Source organism: Kitasatospora sp. NPDC023118, from assembly GCF_055560875.1.
In genome coordinates, this window is record NZ_JBVHHW010000018.1 from 158546 (window position 1) to 176025 (window position 17480).

General features: G+C 69.2%; 17 protein-coding genes. 7 read left to right on the forward strand and 10 right to left on the reverse strand.

Going from position 1 to position 17480, the window contains the following annotated elements:
• Positions 1-3: 3 nt before the first annotated feature.
• Positions 4-588 (reverse strand): hypothetical protein, encoded by a 585-nt coding sequence (locus tag ACZ3UD_RS23980; protein WP_465591163.1) that lies wholly within the window; start codon positions 586-588, stop codon positions 4-6.
• Between the two features lie 306 nt (positions 589-894).
• Between ACZ3UD_RS23980 and ACZ3UD_RS23985 the strand changes: the two genes are divergently transcribed.
• Positions 895-1632 carry a hypothetical protein gene (locus tag ACZ3UD_RS23985; protein WP_465591166.1) on the forward strand — a complete coding sequence of 246 codons (738 nt, stop codon included), beginning with the start codon at positions 895-897 and terminating at the stop codon, positions 1630-1632.
• Positions 1633-1638: 6 nt separating this feature from the next.
• Here ACZ3UD_RS23985 and ACZ3UD_RS23990 read toward each other — a convergent pair whose 3' ends face one another.
• From ACZ3UD_RS23990 to ACZ3UD_RS24025, 8 genes are all read right to left on the reverse strand, one after another.
• A complete protein-coding gene (locus ACZ3UD_RS23990; protein ID WP_465591169.1) occupies positions 1639-2217 on the reverse strand; it encodes a DUF6262 family protein in 579 nt (192 codons plus the stop codon).
• Positions 2214-4823 (reverse strand): tyrosine-type recombinase/integrase, encoded by a 2610-nt coding sequence (locus ACZ3UD_RS23995; protein WP_465591172.1) that lies wholly within the window; start codon positions 4821-4823, stop codon positions 2214-2216. The genes ACZ3UD_RS23990 and ACZ3UD_RS23995 overlap by 4 nt, the downstream gene beginning before the upstream one ends.
• Positions 4820-6004, reverse strand: a complete 1185-nt coding sequence (locus ACZ3UD_RS24000; protein ID WP_465591175.1) for a tyrosine-type recombinase/integrase — start codon at positions 6002-6004, stop codon at positions 4820-4822. Before ACZ3UD_RS24000 ends, ACZ3UD_RS23995 begins: the two co-directional genes overlap by 4 nt.
• Before the next feature lie 105 nt (positions 6005-6109).
• On the reverse strand, positions 6110-6769 hold the full coding sequence (locus tag ACZ3UD_RS24005) for a TniB family NTP-binding protein (RefSeq protein WP_465591178.1): 660 nt from the start codon (positions 6767-6769) through the stop codon (positions 6110-6112).
• The gene (locus ACZ3UD_RS24010; protein ID WP_465591181.1) at positions 6766-7848 is read right to left on the reverse strand and encodes a hypothetical protein; all 1083 of its coding nucleotides are present in this window, start codon (positions 7846-7848) and stop codon (positions 6766-6768) included. The genes ACZ3UD_RS24005 and ACZ3UD_RS24010 overlap by 4 nt, the downstream gene beginning before the upstream one ends.
• Positions 7849-7878: 30 nt before the next feature.
• The gene (locus ACZ3UD_RS24015) at positions 7879-9039 is read right to left on the reverse strand and encodes a hypothetical protein (protein WP_465591184.1); all 1161 of its coding nucleotides are present in this window, start codon (positions 9037-9039) and stop codon (positions 7879-7881) included.
• A gap of 20 nt (positions 9040-9059) precedes the next feature.
• A complete protein-coding gene (locus ACZ3UD_RS24020; protein ID WP_465591187.1) occupies positions 9060-9449 on the reverse strand; it encodes a hypothetical protein in 390 nt (129 codons plus the stop codon).
• 11 nt (positions 9450-9460) lie between these two features.
• Positions 9461-9892 carry a hypothetical protein gene (locus tag ACZ3UD_RS24025; RefSeq protein WP_465591190.1) on the reverse strand — a complete coding sequence of 144 codons (432 nt, stop codon included), beginning with the start codon at positions 9890-9892 and terminating at the stop codon, positions 9461-9463.
• Between the two features lie 292 nt (positions 9893-10184).
• Here ACZ3UD_RS24025 and ACZ3UD_RS24030 point away from each other — a divergent pair, with 292 nt between their 5' ends.
• The 6 genes from ACZ3UD_RS24030 (at position 10185) to ACZ3UD_RS24055 (ending at position 16082) form a co-directional block, all read left to right on the forward strand.
• Entirely contained in the window at positions 10185-10511 is a 327-nt protein-coding gene (locus ACZ3UD_RS24030) for a MazG-like family protein (RefSeq protein ID WP_465591193.1), read from the forward strand.
• Positions 10508-12424: an ABC transporter ATP-binding protein gene (locus tag ACZ3UD_RS24035; protein WP_465591196.1), complete on the forward strand. Its 1917-nt coding sequence runs from the start codon at positions 10508-10510 to the stop codon at positions 12422-12424. The genes ACZ3UD_RS24030 and ACZ3UD_RS24035 overlap by 4 nt, the downstream gene beginning before the upstream one ends.
• Positions 12421-13797: an NUDIX hydrolase gene (locus ACZ3UD_RS24040; RefSeq protein WP_465591199.1), complete on the forward strand. Its 1377-nt coding sequence runs from the start codon at positions 12421-12423 to the stop codon at positions 13795-13797. The genes ACZ3UD_RS24035 and ACZ3UD_RS24040 overlap by 4 nt, the downstream gene beginning before the upstream one ends.
• A complete protein-coding gene (locus tag ACZ3UD_RS24045; RefSeq protein WP_465591202.1) occupies positions 13794-13976 on the forward strand; it encodes a hypothetical protein in 183 nt (60 codons plus the stop codon). The genes ACZ3UD_RS24040 and ACZ3UD_RS24045 overlap by 4 nt, the downstream gene beginning before the upstream one ends.
• A gap of 105 nt (positions 13977-14081) precedes the next feature.
• Positions 14082-14846 carry a hypothetical protein gene (locus ACZ3UD_RS24050; RefSeq protein WP_465591205.1) on the forward strand — a complete coding sequence of 255 codons (765 nt, stop codon included), beginning with the start codon at positions 14082-14084 and terminating at the stop codon, positions 14844-14846.
• 204 nt (positions 14847-15050) lie between these two features.
• Positions 15051-16082: an IS630 family transposase gene (locus tag ACZ3UD_RS24055; RefSeq protein ID WP_465591208.1), complete on the forward strand. Its 1032-nt coding sequence runs from the start codon at positions 15051-15053 to the stop codon at positions 16080-16082.
• 734 nt (positions 16083-16816) lie between these two features.
• On the opposite strand, the gene ACZ3UD_RS24060 is transcribed toward ACZ3UD_RS24055, so the two are convergent.
• On the reverse strand, positions 16817-17480 hold a 664-nt coding region (locus tag ACZ3UD_RS24060), incomplete at its 5' end, for a WD40 repeat domain-containing protein (protein ID WP_465591211.1).

Below are 17480 nucleotides of genomic sequence, written 5' to 3' on the forward strand. Positions count from 1 at the left end.
CGGTCAGCCCGCCGCCTCGTCGGGCTGGTCGTCGACGTCCTCGCCCGGGCGGGGGCCGTTGTCGTCGAAGGCGCCGTTGCGGGGCTTCTTGCCGCCTCGCGGGCGCTTGGGCCGGTCCTGGCCGGAGGCGGGGGCCGGCCCGATCTCGTCCGGCGGGAGATCTCGGCCGATGACGATCTCATCCAGCTGGGACTCGGTCAGTGTCTCCTTGCCGCTGGCCATGGCTTCGTGGGCGCCGTCCTCGATCAGGCGGCTGAGCAGACCGACGACTCCACCTGTCCGCCGTCGCAGGTATTCCGGCATGGTGCCCTCGGTGAGGAAGCCGTCCTTGGCCTTCATCAGCCGCAGATGGGCCTCGATGCCGCGGAGGTGGTCGAGGAAGGCCTCGATCTCGGCCGGCGTGGTGTAGCCGAGCTCGACGAACTCGAAGCGCCGCTCGATCTGGGTGACCTCCAGGCCGTGGACGCGGGTGCCCTCCAGCGGCGGCAGCATCAGCTGGCCGGTGGTGGGGTTGCGGACCGCTTCCCGCAGGAGCCTGGTGCCAGGGATGTTGACACCGGTGAGGATCAAGGTGACATCGAAGCTCATCAGAGACCGGATCAGATCCAGGACGTCCTGGTCGTCGGCGCGGTGCATCCGCAGCCGGTTGATGTCGTCCAGTTTACCGACCGCAGGAGCTCGGATACCGGCTCTGAGCTGCGACGATCCATAGACTACATGTCCGTCATGGTGACGGATGCCCTTCTCCGTAGCTCGTTTGAGTGGTGCCGCAGTAGAACCCGGCGGTGGTGGGGTCACGGGTGCTGGAGTCCCGTGCTTCACCGCTCGCGCCCAGATGGCAGGCCCGTTCGAATCCCGTGGACGGTCTGCCTGGTCGGGGTGGATGATCCGGTCATGCCGACTGAAGAAGAGCTCGTTTCGATGGATACGCGCATCGCGGCCGCGTCCATGGGGGCGTGGGTTCCCGTGCTGGAGACTCGCGGTGCGACCGGCGGGGCGAGCTGTATCCAGATCGCTCCGGCCACTGCCGTGGATGACGATGAGATGTATCTCAGTCGGTTCATCAACGGAGAACGGGTCCAGGTCAGTCCGGACCTGCAACTGGATGCCGATCTCGATTTCATCGCTTCCGCGCGACAGGACATGCCCCGCCTAGTCGCTGAGGTGAGGCGGCTGCGAGGCCTGCTGCAGGGGGACAGTGACCGGCGGCATGCCGCTTTCGTGGCGCTCCGTGAGCTCGGGCGAAGCCTCGACTACCGTGACCGGGCAGATGCCGGTCGCGGCCTGGCGGCCTTCGCCGACATGCAGGAGGCGCTCGGGCCGCTGCTGGAGCTCGTGCTCGACCCGGGTGACACCTTCGTCACCCGAGTGACCACAGAAGCCGTGCTTCGGCGAATGGACAGGGCCGGGCTGACGGTAGTCGCCTCCGCGATGGCGGTCGCCAACTCGAATCACAGCGATTGGATTCACACCGCAATCGTCGACGTGTTCAGCATCTTCTCCGAGGACCGGGACAAAGCGCTGCAGCTGTGCGAGGAGATGCTGCGGGACACTGACGACCGGGTTGCCCTGGGGGCCCGTCAGCTGCACGACATCCTGGCCGAGATCGACCCCGTTCTTCGCCCCGCGTAGCGCGGATCATCCCGGCGGGGTGGCGATCTGAGCTTCGAGGTCGGCGACGCGGCGGTCTTGGAACCGCAGGTTCGATCGGGCAGCCTTGAGTCGTTCGTCGAAGGACTTGTTGTCGGCGGTGAGCTGGCGGACGCGCTGCTTGAGGGTGGTGTTCTCGGTGGTGATCCGCTGGATGGCCTCCTGGGTCCACTCAGCTTCCAAGTCGCGTACCTGTCCGAGGAGTTCCCCGATGCGGGTGCGCTGGGTGAGGATCTCGGCGTGGGCGGCCTTGAGGCCGTCCTCGGCGTTCAGGGCCCGCTCGCGCCAGGTCGCCTCGCGTGCCTCGTCCTGGTCGGTGACCATCTGGGTCCGGCGTTCGCCGGCCTCCGCCATCGCGGCGGCGACTGCGGCCCTGGCGTCGGGGTGGTCGTAGAGGAAGGTGCGGGAGACGTTCGCGCGGCGGGCGACGGCGGCGACGCTGACCTGGGTCTTCTCGCGGCGGAGCCGGGTGATGGCGTCGCGGACCCGTCCGAGGGCGGCTGCGGTTCTGCAGTGGCGGGCTGCCAGGGCCGCGGCGGTGCGCGGGTCGGGGACAGTGGCGGTCACGCGCATTGCTCCTGATCATCGGTGGTGTCGTCGACCTGGCCCTGTTCGTCCTCGGCGGCCTGGGCGAGGTCGGCGGCGCGGAAGGCGGTGGACCACACGCGGTGGAAGTAGTCCTGGGGTTTGCGCAGGTCCAGGGCGAGGGCGTCGTCGAGCAGACCGAGGCAGGCCAGAGCACTCTCCAGGCCGTCGATGGCGCGGGCGGTGGGTTCGAAGTAGCGATGGAGGTAGTCGGCGGTGGCGTCATCGGGGGCACCCTCAGCCAAGAGTCGCCACTGTTCGCGCTTGCGCCGCCAGTAGAGGAGGTCGGCGCCGGACAGGACGAACTTGTCGCAGTTGTGGCAGTCCAGGTTCCAGGGGCAGGCGCCGCCCTCGACGACGGGCTGGAAGGTGCAGAACCCGCCCTCGGCCGGGGTACTGCGGCGCGACAGGTCGATCGCCAGGGCCTGGGCCTGCTCGCGGGTGAGCGGGGTGGCGTCCCCGGCCAGGAGTTGGCCCGGTTGGGCGGTGCCGGGGCCGGCGACCCAGATATGCTGGAGCACGTCCTCCAGATCAGTGCTGGTCAGATGCACGTAATGCTCGGCCATGCGGTCTGAAACCTGGCCGAGGTAACGGCGGATGTGGGTCAGTGAGGCACCGGCCCGCAGCAGATTGGTGGCCAGCGTGTGGCGAGCCTGATGGGGGACGAGCTGTCCCAGGTCGAGTTCGTTCACCCAGTCCCGGAAGCCGCGGTTGAACCACGTGTAGGACAGCGCGGTGGTGCCGGCGGGGTTGCGGACCTTGGTGGCGAACAGGGCCAGCCGGGCCCGTTCGCTGCCCGTCGGTCGACGGCCGTGCCGGGCGACGAAGCGGTCCAGCGTCTTGCGCTGGCGCTCGGCGAGCAGGTCGTAGAGACGGTCCGGGATGCGGATCGCCACGTCGTAGTTTCCGACTTTGGTCTGGTCGTGCCAGAACATTGCCAGGCCGCCGTAGCGGCCGATGCAGTCCCAGCGCAGTTTCACGACCTCGCCGACTCGCCGACCCGTCACCACGATCGTCTCCCAGACGTCCCTCAATCCCAGGTCATCAGGGTCGTGGACCTCGGCGAGCCGGGTGAGGTTGTCCCCGTCGGCCAGGGCGCGGGCGACCTCGTCGGGGAACGGCCGACGGGCCCGAAGCGTCTCGTTCCCGGCATAGGGCATCGCGATGATGAACTCCCGGTCCAGCGCGAGCCGTTCGGCGGTCCCGTGCTCCAGCGCGTCCCGCAGGAGCTTGCGCACCCCGTTGAAGACATCGGTGCGGGTGACCTGGGTGACCGTCGAGGGCTCCCCGGCCAGTCCCTTCATCACCAGCGACGGCAGGCCGTTCTGTTCACGGTGCCTCTGGTCGGCGACGAACCGGGTCATGTGCTCGACCCGCAAGGCAGATGGGTCGTGGCCGCCGCTGGTGGCGTCGACCTCCAGGAACGCGCTGAGCTCGGTGCAGGCCCGGCGGATGCCGTCGATCGGCGCGGCGGTGCGCGGGCGGCGCGGTGAGCTGATCAGGTCGGCGGTGTAGTCCCAGAGCAGGTCCCGAAGCCAGCGCTGGGAGATGGCGGTGAGGTCGATGTGGCTGGCCCGGGCCGGGAAGCGGATGCCGAAGTGGTCGGTCTCGATGAACCCGGCCTCCCGTGCCTGCTGCGGGGTGAAGTAGACCAGCCGCAGGTAGTGGAGCATCTTCTTCACGATCGCCGTGTGGAAGCGGGGGAAGCCGTCCAGGTCCAGATCGGTCAGTGAGCCGGCGTCGCGCTCGCGTGCGAGGTTGACGAGCTTCTGGATCCAGTCCAGCTTCCAGATGCTGTGCCGGTCCTCCTGGGTGTGGGCGAACAGACCCCACTGGATCTCAGCCCGCAACAGGGGCCGCAGGCCGCGCAGGTTGACCTGCCCCGGCCGCGGTGCCGGGCCAACGGCCGCGCACCAGGCACGGAACGCGTTCTGGTCCGCGTAGGAGACACGAACCGGCTGCCCCTGTTTCTCGTAGCGCTGCCACCAGCTCGACGGGAGGGCCGCCCCTCCCGGACGGCGGTCGCGCATGTAGCGGTGCCGGTGCCAGCAGCAAAGCCCCAGCGGGGACAACGCCAGCCCGGGACAGACGGTGACCTGGCAGTTCCCGTAGCCCTCGCACGGCTCCTGATCTGCCACCCACTGGTCGAAGTCCACCGACGCGTCCCGGACGGAGACCGAATACTTCCACGCGCCGTAGTGACGGATGCACAACCGCAGCTCGGTGCGCGGCGAGGTGGGTCGGTCGGGGCAGATCAGGCAGGACCCTTCCCGGTCGTACTCGGCGCGCGGCAGCGGCTCGGCGGTGGTGAGGAACTCTGCCCGGGTCGTTCCGGACGCCCGGGCCGTTCTCCACTCCTGGAAGTGCGTCGAGCAGAGGTCCAACCCGCTGTGCCGGGCCCGTTCGCACGCGTCGACCACACAGGCCCACTGGTAGACGCGGTGGCCCTGCGGGACACGGATGATGACGTCGCGGAAGATCGGGTCGAAGGCCGGGGCGCCGATCAGCGCGGTGAGGATCTCCAGCCGGTCGCGCCCTTCGCGGTCGGGGCGGTCGGTGTAGAGCGGCAGCAACGATTTCACGGTCACTTCGTCTCACCCCAGACCGCGCGGAGCGCGGCGTCGAAGGCCGGGTCGTGGACATCGACATGTCCGTAGACCTCGTCGACCATCGCGGCCGAGGCCCACCCTCCGGCATCGCGGGCGATCAGCAGGTTGCCGTCGGAGGCGTCGAGAACCGCGCTGGTAAAGCTGTGCCGAAATGCGTGGGGTTTCACGAGCCCCAGACCAGCGCGTTTCCCGGCCCGGCCCAGCATCCGGCGGGCCCCGACCGGCGCCCACGGCTGCCCGGTCCCAGGGCCGTGCAGCTGGACCAGGAGCATGCCGTGCCCGGCAGTGTCGCGCGGATACTCACCGCCGGTGAGGTACTCGAAGTAGGTGTGCACCATCGCCGGGCTGACCCGCTTGATCAGCCCGCCCGTCACCGTGCCGCGCTCGATCCGCCAGGGATGCTTGGTCTTCGCCTCCGCCCGGTTCGGGTTGCCGAGGCGGTGGCAGACGTGGACGTGCGGGGTGCGGCACTCGCCGCAGGCCGCGTTCTCACGCAGGTGCAGGTCCACCAGGTGCAGCCCGCAGAGCTCTCCGATCCGCAGTCCGCCGTCGGCCAGCCAGGTCACCAGCAGCCGGTCCCTGGCCGAGTTCACGGTGGCCAGGAGCTTCTCCCGCGCGCCGTCAGGGAGCATCTTCGGGTGCCGGCGGTGCGGCCCCGTCGGCGCGAGTGGGTTGGTGGGCAGCGTGTTCTTCACATGTCCCAGAAATGCGCGGCGGCGGTCCGCCCGCGTGGGCAACCGGGAGGTGTCGAGCTTCTTGCCGAGCTCACCGTTCACGCCGAGCGAGGACTGGTGCAGGTAGAAGCCCTTCAGGCAGGCCGCCGCAGTGGACAGCGCGGAGCGGCCGTAGGGGCGCTTGCCGATCCGCCACGGCTCGCCGAGCGGCATGAGGACCTCCGCGCCGACGATCCCCATGTAGCGCTCAAGGTCACGCAGCACGACCTTGTCGAAGGCCAGGCACTCGCGCTCCAGCCACCGCAGGTGGTCCACCAGGTAGTACGCGTAGGTCTTCTGCGTCCCCGACCCGTCGTGCAGGCGCAGGAACCGGTCCGCCTCCATGTGGATACTGCCCTCGGGCCACATGATCGTCCACGACCGCCGCCCGTCCTTCCGGTCGATCTGCTGGACCCTCAGGTCCCCGACCACCACTCGCCGTGCCACTTGTCCTCCGCACCGACTCCGGAACATGACGGGCGCTCCGGACACGGTCGGTAAACGAGCCCGCGACGCCCTGGTCACAGGCCCAGACGGACATCACGGGCGGCACTACCCGCGGTCGGTAAAGTCGATGATCAGCACCTTGACGCCGTGGTCGCGCAGGCAGTCGGCGACCTGCCCAATCAGCTGCGGGAGCGTGAACTTCCAGCGTTCGCGGCCGAAGAAGTTCAGGATCGACTCGCAGAGGCTCTTCGGAGTGGCGGTGACCGGGGTCTGGACATAGACGACCGGAGCGTGGAGGTCTCTGGTGCCTGGGACTGCGGTGGGATTGAGGTGTTCGTGCAGGTCCAGCCACTGGTCCTCGAACGCGGCGGCGATCGAGCAGACCGTGGCAGTCTTGCCGTTGTTGCCCCAGCCGTTGACCATGACGCCGGGCAGGGTCGGACTATTGCGCCGCAGGGTGTTGCCTCGAAGACGCCGGCTGATCAGCCGGGTGACGTGCTGCAGCATCGGGGTTTCCTGCAGGGGCAGGTTCACGTTCGTCAGCCCGCGGTACGTGTCGTAGTCCGAGCGGCGGTCCTCGGGCAGCATCTTGCGCTGCCGCAGGGTGAGCCGGGGCGGCGGGACGAGCAGGTCGCGGGTGCGGCGGTAGTGCTGCCACCCGGCGAAGGTGTCCCGGTGCGGGGCGTCCTGCAGGACCAGGGCGCCGATCTGCAGCCGTGAGGGAAGTCCTTCCAAGCGGCCTGCGGCCAGGTCGTCGGGGTTCATGCGTTCTCCTGTTCGGGTTCGTCCTCGTCGTCCTCGTCATCCAGCAGGGAGGGCATCAAGAACATGTGGCGGCTCTTGAGGGAGTCGTTCAGCAGCCTCGGGGCGGCCCGTGGCCCGTTGCGTGCGGCGGTGGCCTCCTCACGGCGTCGGCGCCGGTCGGTGTCGACGGCCCGGGCGACCTCGCGGGCGTGATCGGCCCAGGCGACGGGCTCGGCCGACACGGCGGTGCCAGTCCGGTCGGCCGCGGCGGTCTGGGCCCGCGAGATCTCGCGCGAGCGTGCAACCCGGTCCCGCTTCGCCGCCTTCTTAGCCTGCTTCTTGGCTTCCTGCTGCCGGGTCGGCCACTGCTCGACCGGGGTCACCTGACCGAGGATCTCCAGGAGCAGCGGCAACAGCTCGGCCTGCGACTTGGGGGCGAGCTTGCGCTCGCGGACGACGGAGAGCAGTTGCCCTACGCTCTTGTCCGAGAAGGCCGGTACCTCGCCCCGGGGCGGCAGCCCGGTCCAGCGCAGGTCGTGCCAGCGGTCGCGGTCGAGCGGATCCTGGACGAAGACCTGGCGCCGGTCCCTTCGGTCACTGTGGATAACCCACTTACCCCTGTGCTTCCCGCCACGGCCGGAGTGCCCGGCGAAACGCTCCTGCTCAAGGACCTCGTCGTAGTACCAAAGCCCGAGAATCTTCACCCCCCGCCTCGGGTGGATCATCACGTGGTGTTTGCGCAAGACCTTGTAGTAGAGCTGCGGCTCGGGGATCTGCATGGACCAGCCGCCCTGCTGCATGGCGGCGGCAAACAGCGAGTTGGGGCTGTGCTCCTCGCCCGGTCCCCAGGCGGGCGCGTATTCGCCGAGCTTGTGGTTCTGCCAGACCTTCACGATGAAGGTCGCGATCACGTGCTCCATCTGCGACCTGGTCAGCACCGCGTCGGCCTCGGGATCGGCCCCGCGGTCGGCGACGTCGACGCCGGTGTAGCCGAGCAGGTGCTCGAACAGCATTGTGTTGAACGCGCGGAAGGCCCGCTCGACCGCGAACTTGTCGCTGGCTCGGAAGGTGCGGGCCGGCAGGATGTTGCAGCCCAGCACCCTCTCGGCCTCGACCAGGTCGTGGTTCTTCTAGGCGCTGCCGTGGTCGGTGGTCACAGTCTCCGGCGCGAAGAACGGCAGGGCGGCGACCTCGTGGCCGGCGAACTCGGTGACGATCTCCGCAGGGACCCCGGGATAGGGCCAGGCCATGTCCTCGCCCCAGCCCTCGCGCATCGGCAGCGGCAGCATCACGTCCCGCAGCAGCATCGCGACGTCCACCGACGTGTCCGACTCCAGCGTCAGCCGGAACGCGGGCGCCGCGTGCGTGTAGAGATCCAGCCCCAGTGTGAGCGTCGCGGAGACTGCCTCGCCGAAGACCGTCTCGCGGAGCTTGACCGGCAGCGGCGTCGAGTCCAGGGCGATCACCTGGCCAGGGCGATAGACCACCAGCCGCTGGCCGACCCCGGCCTCTGCGGCGGCCTGGGCCGAGCGTGCGTAGCGCGCTCTGGCCCCGCCGGAGCCGAACCACTCGTCCCAGACCCGGGTCAGCGTCATCCGGCTGGGGATCTTCTCCGTCGGGAAATCCTTGAAGGTCTCTGCCATGAGCTGGTGCACCAGCCGGTGCTTTGCCGTCATCGAGATCGTGGACCGGTCACCGCATTCGGCCTTGACCGCGAAGATCGCCTTGCGGACCTCCTCGGTGACGCTGGGGTGCCCGCCACTGCGGCGGGTCCACCGGCCGTCCGCGCAGGCCAGCAGCAGGCTCTCCCCGCTCAGGGCGGTGAGCCTCTCCAAGGTTCGGCGGCTCATGAACTGCAGGCCCAGCCTGGCCGCCTCGTGCCGGGGCATGGCCTCGCATTCGGCGACTTTCGCAGCCCGGCGCTGGCCGAGCGTGGTCGTCGCCGGGTCGTATGCGGGCCGGGGTTCCCCCGGCCGGGCGCGGTCCGCGCGGCCGTCCCGGAATCCCGTGCTCGCCTCCAGCACGTGCTCGGCCCTGATCCGGGCCCGCTCCAGCTGGTCCGCCGTCAGGTCCGCCAGAGACTGGGACTGCCCGGCGTCGGCCGGCCGTGCCAAGGACGCCGTTGTGGTGACCGGGCGGGCGTCCGGGTGGTGGATCAGCCAGCGGATCGGGCGGATCTCGGATCGGCCCTCGCCGTCCGAGAGCGTGAAGCGCCCCTTCTGCGGCTCGATCGCGTCGACAGTCCACTCGACGCCGTTCAGCCGCAGCTGGCTGCCCGGCGCGAGGTTCAACAGGCCGCGTCCGCCCGCCATCACGGCCGCCGGCGAGTTCGCTGCCCGAGCCAGACCAGCGAACCGTCGCCGAGTGGCCGGCCCAGGTCGACCGCGAGACGCCGGTGCCAGAGCAGATGCGTCGCATGAGCCCGGGCCACCACCGGCAGGCTCGTGCAATCCACCAGTTCGCCGAAGGGCACGGGTCCTTGATCGACCTGGCTGATCAGCTGTCGCTGCAGATTCAGCTGGTCCTTCAGCGGTCTGCGCTGGGACGACAGGTGATCAAGGACGCTGTAAACGTGCTGGCGCCAGCCCGTCACCACGACGTACTGCCAGCCGCAGGAGGTGGCCACCTCCGCCGCGGCGTCGAACTTCAGCCGGTCGTCGTCCTCGATCCGATCGCCCGGCCGGACGTCGAAGAGCACCATGCCCCCGGGCATCACGGCCAGGAAATCCGGATGTGCTGGCCGCGGCCCCTGGCGTGGTCGAAGTCGAGCCGGAATGGCTGCGGCAGCACCTCGCTGGCGCGGAGGAAGTCGAGCGCGAGCAGCAGCCGTTGCTCCTCCAGTGACTCGAAGGCGTGGTGTCGGCCGGTCGACACCATGAACTGCAGGCCAGGCCTGTGACCCTGGCGGGCCCTCCACGTGAACTTGCGGACCGGCCGGGACGACAGCACGGGCACCGAGCCCAGGTCCCGTACGGGCCAGGCGACCTCGCCGTCGCCGATCACCCAGGAAGTGGTCCACTGCCGGAGCCAGCCCTCACCCAACGACAATTTTCCGCGAGTCCCGCCACAGCTGTACGGAACGATAAGCTCGTTCAGCGAACACGCATCGGAGCGGACGAGGGCCTTCGACTTCGATGTCGTCATGGCTCCACGGCAGCATGGCGGGCTCGTCATCCGCAGGCGATCACCGATCTTGTCCGTAACTCAACGTGACCTGTTCGGCTCCGTGGCCGATCTCGCCAACAAACGTGAGCAATCGCCAACAAGCGTGAACAGTCACAACCCCCTGCCGAAGGAGGACCCGACCTTGTGGTGAGGGGCCCGGCCGGAATCGAAAACGTGGTCTTCGACCCGGGCTCGCCGAGAACCGCCGAGAACCGCCGGGAACCGCCCGACGCTTGGACGCGAATTCGAACAGGGAGCAGGATCAACCCCCATGGAAGAGCTGCTGAACGTCGCCAACTTGGTTGCTAATAAGCTGAATTCACGATTCGATGGCCCGCCCGAACAGCGCCAGATCCTGCAAGCGCTCAAGGTCCAGGAAGAGGCCGGCGAACTCGCGCAGGCCGTCATCGGAGCCCTGGGCGTCAACCCGAACAAGGGCCACTCCCACACCTGGGACGACGTACGCGCCGAGGCGTGCGACACCGCCCTCACGGCGCTCGTCCTGCTCCACATGCTCGGCGGCGACCCCGCCTGGTTCCTCGCCGAGCACCTGCACACCATCCGGACCAAGGCCGAGGGCTGGGAGGCCACCGCTTGACCACAACCGCCACCCCCATCGCGGACGAGCAGCTGGAGTTCAGCGGCGACAAGCGCCGCGTCGAGGCGACCCGGGCGATCACCGTCACCGCGATGGCCCGCCGCCTGCCCCAGGTCGTCGCCCGCGCCTACGCCCTCACCTGGCGCATCGAACCCCGCTCCGCCGCGCTCCTGCTCACCTGCCAGATCCTGTCCGCCACCCTGGGCGCAACCGGCCTCTTCGCCACCGCCAACGGCATCAGCGCCGTCTTCACCTCCGGCGCGACGACCAGCCGCCTGATGGCTGCCCTGCCCTCCATCCTCGTCATCGCCGCCACCGCGGGGCTGCGCCGACTGCTCGGCATCGTCAACCAGACCATCACCGTGCGCCTGTCCCCCCGCATCGCCCGCGAGGCCGAGGCGACGGTACTGCGCGCCACCCTCGCCACTGAGCTGACCGCCTACGACCACTCCGGGTACTCCGACGACCTGGAGGCGGCCGACCGGGGCGCGGAGATGTGCGTCGAGATCCTGGGCGAGGCACAGAACCTGCTGGCCTCGCTCGGCTCGCTGATCGGCGCGGCCTCCGTCATCGCCTACCTCCACCCGCTGCTGCTGCCCCTGCTGGTGCTGGCAGCGCTGCCGCAGGGCCTCGCCTCGGTGCGCGCCGCCCGGGTGCAGTACCTCGCCAGCCGCGACGCCATGGCCGACCGGCGGGTCATGGCGAACCTGCGCTGGTACATCCACGTCAAGGCCCAGGCCGACCAGGTCCGCTCCGACACCATGAGCGGCTTCCTGATGGACAAGTACGACCAGGTCGGCCAGCGCCTGGACCGCAACGCCCGGGACGCCGCCAGGGCGACCGCGAAGGTCTCCGTAGTCGGCGCGCTCGTCTCCGGGCTCGGCGCCGGGATCGTGTGGGCGACGATGGCGTGGCTGGTCACCAGCGGCCGGATGAGCCTGCCCCACGGCGGCGCTGCTGTCGTCGTCCTCACCGCGGTCTCCAACAGCCTCGCCGGGATCGTCGGCTACGGCGCCTACCTGTTCCGTATCGGCATGTACCTGGACGACTTCTTCGGCTTCCTGGACAGCGCCGGGGGCTTCGCCCTGCGCACCGGCACCCACCGGCCGGAGCCGCCCCGCCGGGTGACGGTCAAGGAGCTGACCTACTCCTACCCGGCCAGCGACCGCACCGCGCTCAACGGCGTGACCCTGCACGTCGATCGAGGGGAGATCGTGGCGCTCGTCGGGGAGAACGGCTCCGGCAAGACGACGCTCGCCAAGTGCCTCGCCGGCCTCTACACCCCGGCCCCGGGCGAAGGCGCGGTGGAATGGGACGGCACCGACACCCGGACCATGGACCCACAGGCCATGTGGGAGCAGGTCGCGGTCGTCCCACAGAACTACGCGCGCTGGCCCCTGACCGCCAGGGAGAACATCACGCTCGGCCAGCCCCACGACGACGGCGACGACGAGGCCCTGTGGGCCGCCGCCCGGGCCTCAGGGGCGGACGAGGTGCTGGCGGAGCTGCGCTCGGGCCTGGGCACGCTGCTCGCGGTTGAGTGGCTGGGCGGCGAGGAGCTGTCCGGCGGCCAGTGGCAGCGCCTCGCACTGGCCCGCGCCTTCTACCGCCGGGCCGGGCTGCTGGTCATGGACGAGCCGACCGCCGCGCTCGACCCCCGCGCGGAGCACCGGATCTTCACCAACCTGCGTGAACTCGCCAACGACAAAGCCGTGGTGCTGGTGACGCACCGGCTCACCAACGTCGCCATCGCCGACCGGATCGTGGTCCTCGACCACGGCGAGGTCATCCAGTGCGGCACCTTCGACGAACTGGTGGCCGACACCGGCGGCCGGTTCCGGGAGCTGTGGGACCTCCAGAACGACCGCACCGGCATCCCCGTGCAGCGGTCCAGCGAAGAGGAGAACGCGTGATCTCGTACAAGCTGCTCGCCGACCAGGCGTGGGCCGAGGGTATGGAGAAGCTGGCCGCCGGAACGGTGGTGCTCGACCCGCAGGGCCGGGTGCTGCTGATGCGCCGCCTCCCGGACGACGTCCTGCCGGGCATCTGGGACTACCCGGCCGGCGGACTGGACCCCGACGAGGACCCGCTGCTCGGCGCGGTGCGGGAGCTGGCCGAGGAGACCGGGATCGTCCTCGATCCGGCGGAACTCGAGTACGCCAGACACCTGGACTTCACCAACACCCGGGGGCGCAGGACCCGGCAGTTCGTCTTCACCGTCACGGTGCCCGCCGACACACTGGTCACGTTCACCGAGCACGACGCCTGGGGCTGGTTCACCCCTGACGCGCTGCCGACCACCAGCAACGGCTACCGGCAGGTGATCGACTGGCTCACCAGCCGCCTCGCAGCCGGATGGAAGCCGGTCAGCGAGTACGTGCGGACCATCGCCCGACCGATGACCTACGCCTGCTTCCTGCTGCGCGACCAGCAGGGCCGGGTCCTGGGCCTGCGCAACGCGGTCGACACCGACCGCTGGGACTGGCCGGGGGGCAACGCCGAGCCCGGGGAGAGCCCGTTCACCACCGCGCTGCGCGAGGCCCGCGAGGAGATCGGCCTCGACCTGCTGGCCGAGAACCCCGAGCCGGTCGCCCGGCAGCGCCTGATCGCCGTGATCCACCAGGAGGCCGATGCCCGGCGCCCGGTCCCCTCCATCGGCTGGGTCTTCGACGGCGGCGTGCTCTCCGCCGAGCAGCAGGCCCGCATCGTCCTCGACCCCCGTGAGCACAGCGAGTTCCGCTTCGAGACCGACTACAACTGGCGCCACTTCCTGACGCCGGAGGAGTACCGGCAAGACCTCCAGGTACTCCGCGCCGCCCGCTCCGGCCGGGTGCTCTACCTGGAGCGCCCGGCGCCACCGGAGCAGGACTTCGAGGGCGTGATCGTGTTCGTGACGAACCGGCACGGCCACCTGCTGATGCACCACCGGGACCAGAAGGACGGCATCGCGTGGCCGAACCACTGGACTCCGATCGGTGGTTGGCGCGAGGGCGACGAGAACCCGGCCGAGACCGCGACGCGCGAGGTGCTGGAGGAGGCCGGCGTCGTCGTCACCGACGTGCGACCCCTGGAGGGGCCCCGGCATGAGCGGGTCGGCCAGATGTCGCGGGTGCTCCGGGCGGTCTACGACGGCCCGCCGGAGGCGATCCGGCTCGGCGACGAAGGCCAGGCCGTCGCCTGGGTGCCGTTCGACCAGGCCACCGACCGCCTGGTCCCGCCCTACATGCACCACTACCTCACGCTGCTCGCCGCTGCCGCCGACCGGCCCACCGGGAGGATCTCGTGACCCAGCTCGACCACACCGGCCCGCCGGCGGACAGGGAGCCCCGCAAACCGGGGACGGACCCGCTGACGCTGGTCGTCGGCGTCCACCTCGTTTTGGTCGACGACGGAACCGTACTACTCGGGCAGCGGCGCAACACCAGCTACGCCAACGGACTGTGGCACCTCCCGTCCGTTCACTAGGCAAGCCTGCTGTCGAGTTATACGTTGTCGAGTTTCGAGCCCACCGAACCGGTTGAGGAGAGGACGAGGGACATGTTAAGTGCGGGTCTGGCGGCCACCACTGGATTGAGCGAGAGCCTGCTGAGCTACTGGTCTGTCCGTGAGCAGTTCGTCGAGGCCGGTCTGGCACCGAACCTCAGCGACCCGATTGGTGGACTTGCCGAGGCGCTGACAGCGGCTGCCCTGTGGCCAAGCACCTCCGTTCAGGACGCCTACCTGCGAGCTCGGGGCGTCCGAACGGGCTTCGATGCCTCGGGTACCTACGGCCCTACTCTCGGGTCGATGCCTTCGTCGGCGACCAAGCGGCGCAACCCGCTCGCTGTAGATCTCGCCGCGCCATGGAAGGCGATCACCGAGAGAGTCCCGTCGATCCGCGACTTCGCCCGGCAACGCCAAGGGGAACGGTGGGCCTGGGACACGGCTACCAACACCGCACCCTGCATCAGTGCTGACGTTCCGCCAGAAGACCGCTACGCCGATCTGGCCCGGATTCAAGTCAAGGCGCGCTTCGCGCCGCACGCCCCCTTCCACGGCGATCTCGATGCCCTGCCCTTCAGCGCGGTCCGAGACGGTGCCATCCCAGCTAACGATCTGCTCATGCTGATCACGTTCGCCCGCATCGACGAACTGGAACTTCCCCTTCAGCACGCGAACTTCGTCTGGACGGCGATCCTGCTCTCCAACGACTGCGTACGGTCACTGGATCGGGAAGCCGGCTCAGCGAAGCTGGGTTGGAGGACGGTGCATGGCTGGTACGGGGAGGTTGGCATGCCACCTGGCGCAGTTGATGTGACGCCGCTGCGCAGGGCAGTCTCGCTCCCGAATTGGTGAGCCATCAGCAGGACGCTACGAGTCTTGGTGGTCTTCGACTAGTGAGCTGGTCTTGAGATCTGCGGTCGCCACGTGAGGCGCTTCGCGTCACAGTTTCGGTGTTCTCCGCGCTCCGGGTGGTGACATGGCGCCAGCCCCGCGGTCTGCTGTCCGTATGGGTGACAGCAGAAGCGGCCGCTGGTCCTGTCGGATTCGGAGCGGCTGATGCAGAGATGGGCGACCCGACGCAGGACCGCCCAAGGGCTCGCGATGCGGGCGCGAATCGTGCTGGCTTGCGCAGAGGGCGGCAGCAACATCGCGGTGGCCGCCCGGTTGGGGGTCAACCGGGGCACGGTCAACCGGTGGCGGGCCCGGTTCCTGCACGAGCGTCTGGACAGCCTGGCCGACGAACCGCGGCCCGGAGTCCCGCGCACCATCACCGACGCCCAGGTGGAGGAGGTAGTGGTGCGCACGCTGGAGGAGACGCCGGAGGGCTCCACCCACTGGTCCAAGCGGGAGCTGGCCGCGAAGGTCGGCATCTCACCCTCGAGCGTGCTGCGAACCTGGCGGGCCTTCGGGCTGCAGCCCTGGCGGACGGAGACCTTCAAGATCTCTCCGGACCCACTGCTGATCGACAAGATCCGGGACGTGGTCGGCCTCTACCTGGCCCCGCCGGCGAACGCGGTGGTCTTCACGGTGGACGAGAAACCGCAGATCCAGGCCCTGGAGCGGACCACGCCGGTGCTGCCGATGTTGCCCGGGGTCCCCGAACGCCGCAGCTTCGACTACATCCGCCACGGCACCGTGGACCTGTTCGCCGCACTGAACGTCGCCACCGGCAAGGTCATCAGCCGAGTGTCCGCCCAGCATCGCGCCGTCGACTTCCGGGACTTCCTCGACGAGATCGACCGCCAGACCGAGCCGGGCCTGGCGGTCCACGTGATCTGCGACAACCTGTCCACCCACAAGTCACCCGTGGTGCACCGCTGGCTGATCGCGCATCCTCGCGTCCAGCTGCACTTCACGCCGACGTACTCGTCCTGGATCAACCAGGTCGAGCGGTGGTTCGCGGAGCTGGAACGGCGCTGCCTCGAGCGTGGAGTCTTCTGCGCGCTCGACGACCTGAAGACCACGCTCGAGGACTGGATCAAGAACTGGAACGACAGCGCCCACCCATTCAAGTGGACCAAGACCGCCGACCAGATCATCGACCGAATCTGCCGCTACTGCTCAAGAATCTCCGGACCAGCTCACTAGAGGGGGGCCAGCCGGCGGTGACGCATGCGCTTGGCCTCGTGCCCGGTACGACAAGTGCGGCTACGCCTACTCGGCAATGTCACCTCGGCAGTCCTCGTCATCTGGATTCCGCAGATGATCGAGGCCGTCGAGCAGAATCTGGCTCGGATTGCCCTGTCCTGCAAGTGAGTTGTCACTAGCATGAGTTGGCCGGTGAGGCATCTCAGATCGCTTGGGGGGACCGATGGTGGATCGGGATCGTGGGTGGTGGGGCCTGGGTGTGCTGGTGGGCGCCGCGGCGGTTCTTATGGCGGGGTGCGGGGCAACCGAGCCTCGCCCGGCGCCGGCGGTGACCAGAACGGGGTCGACGCGGTCGGACACGCCGACAGCCGTGCCGGACACGTCGCCCGCCGTTCCTTCGGTCGTGATCTACGGGTGCGATGGGCAACCGGTGGCCGCGCCTGACTCGTTCCTTCTGTTCTGCGGTGACGCGGGAGCGGAGATGGAAGGGATGTCCTGGTCCGGGTGGGGCGCATCGACAGCCACCGCGAGGGGGCAGTTGTGGCAGAGGAGCTGCGTTCCAGACTGTGCCACTGGCAACATATACCCCTACCCTGCCACGGTAACCGTCAGCCGCCTGGGCCGCGGCTCCTACGGGACCATTCACGTGGATGCCCCCGATGCTCCGAACGCGCCATACGACTTCGAACTCGGCTCCCGTGGGCCGCGACTGGTGCCGCCAGGCTGAGTACCGGTCACGCCGTACAGGGCTGACGGTACGGAAGCTGGGGCATGTACTGGTTCCAGCGGTCGCGGGCAAGGGCACCCGCACTGGTGGCGCAGAGCCGTTGGATCGCGGCGTCCGCCGACAGGTCCAGCAAGCGGACCGTAGCGTCCAGGCTCGCTACCGCCAGGATCTGTGTGTCCGGGTCGAATGCCACCGAGTTCACGGCCCGGGCCGGGCCTATCAGCGGTTGACCGAGGCGGGTCGGTGCGTGCTCGTCGTCGGTGCGCCACAGTGCAACGATCCCGTCGCTTCCGCCCACAGCGAGCGTACGGTTGTCGGAGCTGAAGGCGAGGGAGTTGACGGTGTCCGCCGATCCCTTGAGCGGTTCGCCCAGGGAGGTGGGCTGGTGGGGGTCGGTGGTGTTCCAGAGCCTGACGGTGCCGTCATCGCTTCCGGCGGCCAGGGTGCGTCCGTCGGCGCTGAAGGTGACGGTGTTGACCGCGCCCGCCGAAGCCCTGAGCGGTTCACCCAGGGAGGTGGGCCGGTGGGGGTCGGTGGTGTTCCAGAGGCGAACGGTGCCGTCACCACCTCCCGTGGCCAGGGTGCGTCCGTCGGCGCTGAAGGTGACGGTGTTGACCGCGCCCGCCGAAGCCCTGAGCGGTTCACCCAGGGAGGTGGGCCGGTGGGGGTCG

What these genes read in the sequence shown, in the direction of transcription:
- ACZ3UD_RS23980 (WP_465591163.1), bottom strand. Translation starts at nt 588, where the DNA reads ATGAGCTTCGATGTCACCTTGATCCTCACCGGTGTCAACATCCCTGGC.
- ACZ3UD_RS23985 (WP_465591166.1), top strand. Translation starts at nt 895, where the DNA reads ATGCCGACTGAAGAAGAGCTCGTTTCGATGGATACGCGCATCGCGGCC.
- ACZ3UD_RS24030 (WP_465591193.1), top strand. Translation starts at nt 10,185, where the DNA reads ATGGAAGAGCTGCTGAACGTCGCCAACTTGGTTGCTAATAAGCTGAAT.
- ACZ3UD_RS24055 (WP_465591208.1), top strand. Translation starts at nt 15,051, where the DNA reads ATGCAGAGATGGGCGACCCGACGCAGGACCGCCCAAGGGCTCGCGATG.
- ACZ3UD_RS24025 (WP_465591190.1), bottom strand. Translation starts at nt 9,892, where the DNA reads ATGACGACATCGAAGTCGAAGGCCCTCGTCCGCTCCGATGCGTGTTCG.
- ACZ3UD_RS24005 (WP_465591178.1), bottom strand. Translation starts at nt 6,769, where the DNA reads ATGAACCCCGACGACCTGGCCGCAGGCCGCTTGGAAGGACTTCCCTCA.
- ACZ3UD_RS24020 (WP_465591187.1), bottom strand. Translation starts at nt 9,449, where the DNA reads ATGGTGCTCTTCGACGTCCGGCCGGGCGATCGGATCGAGGACGACGAC.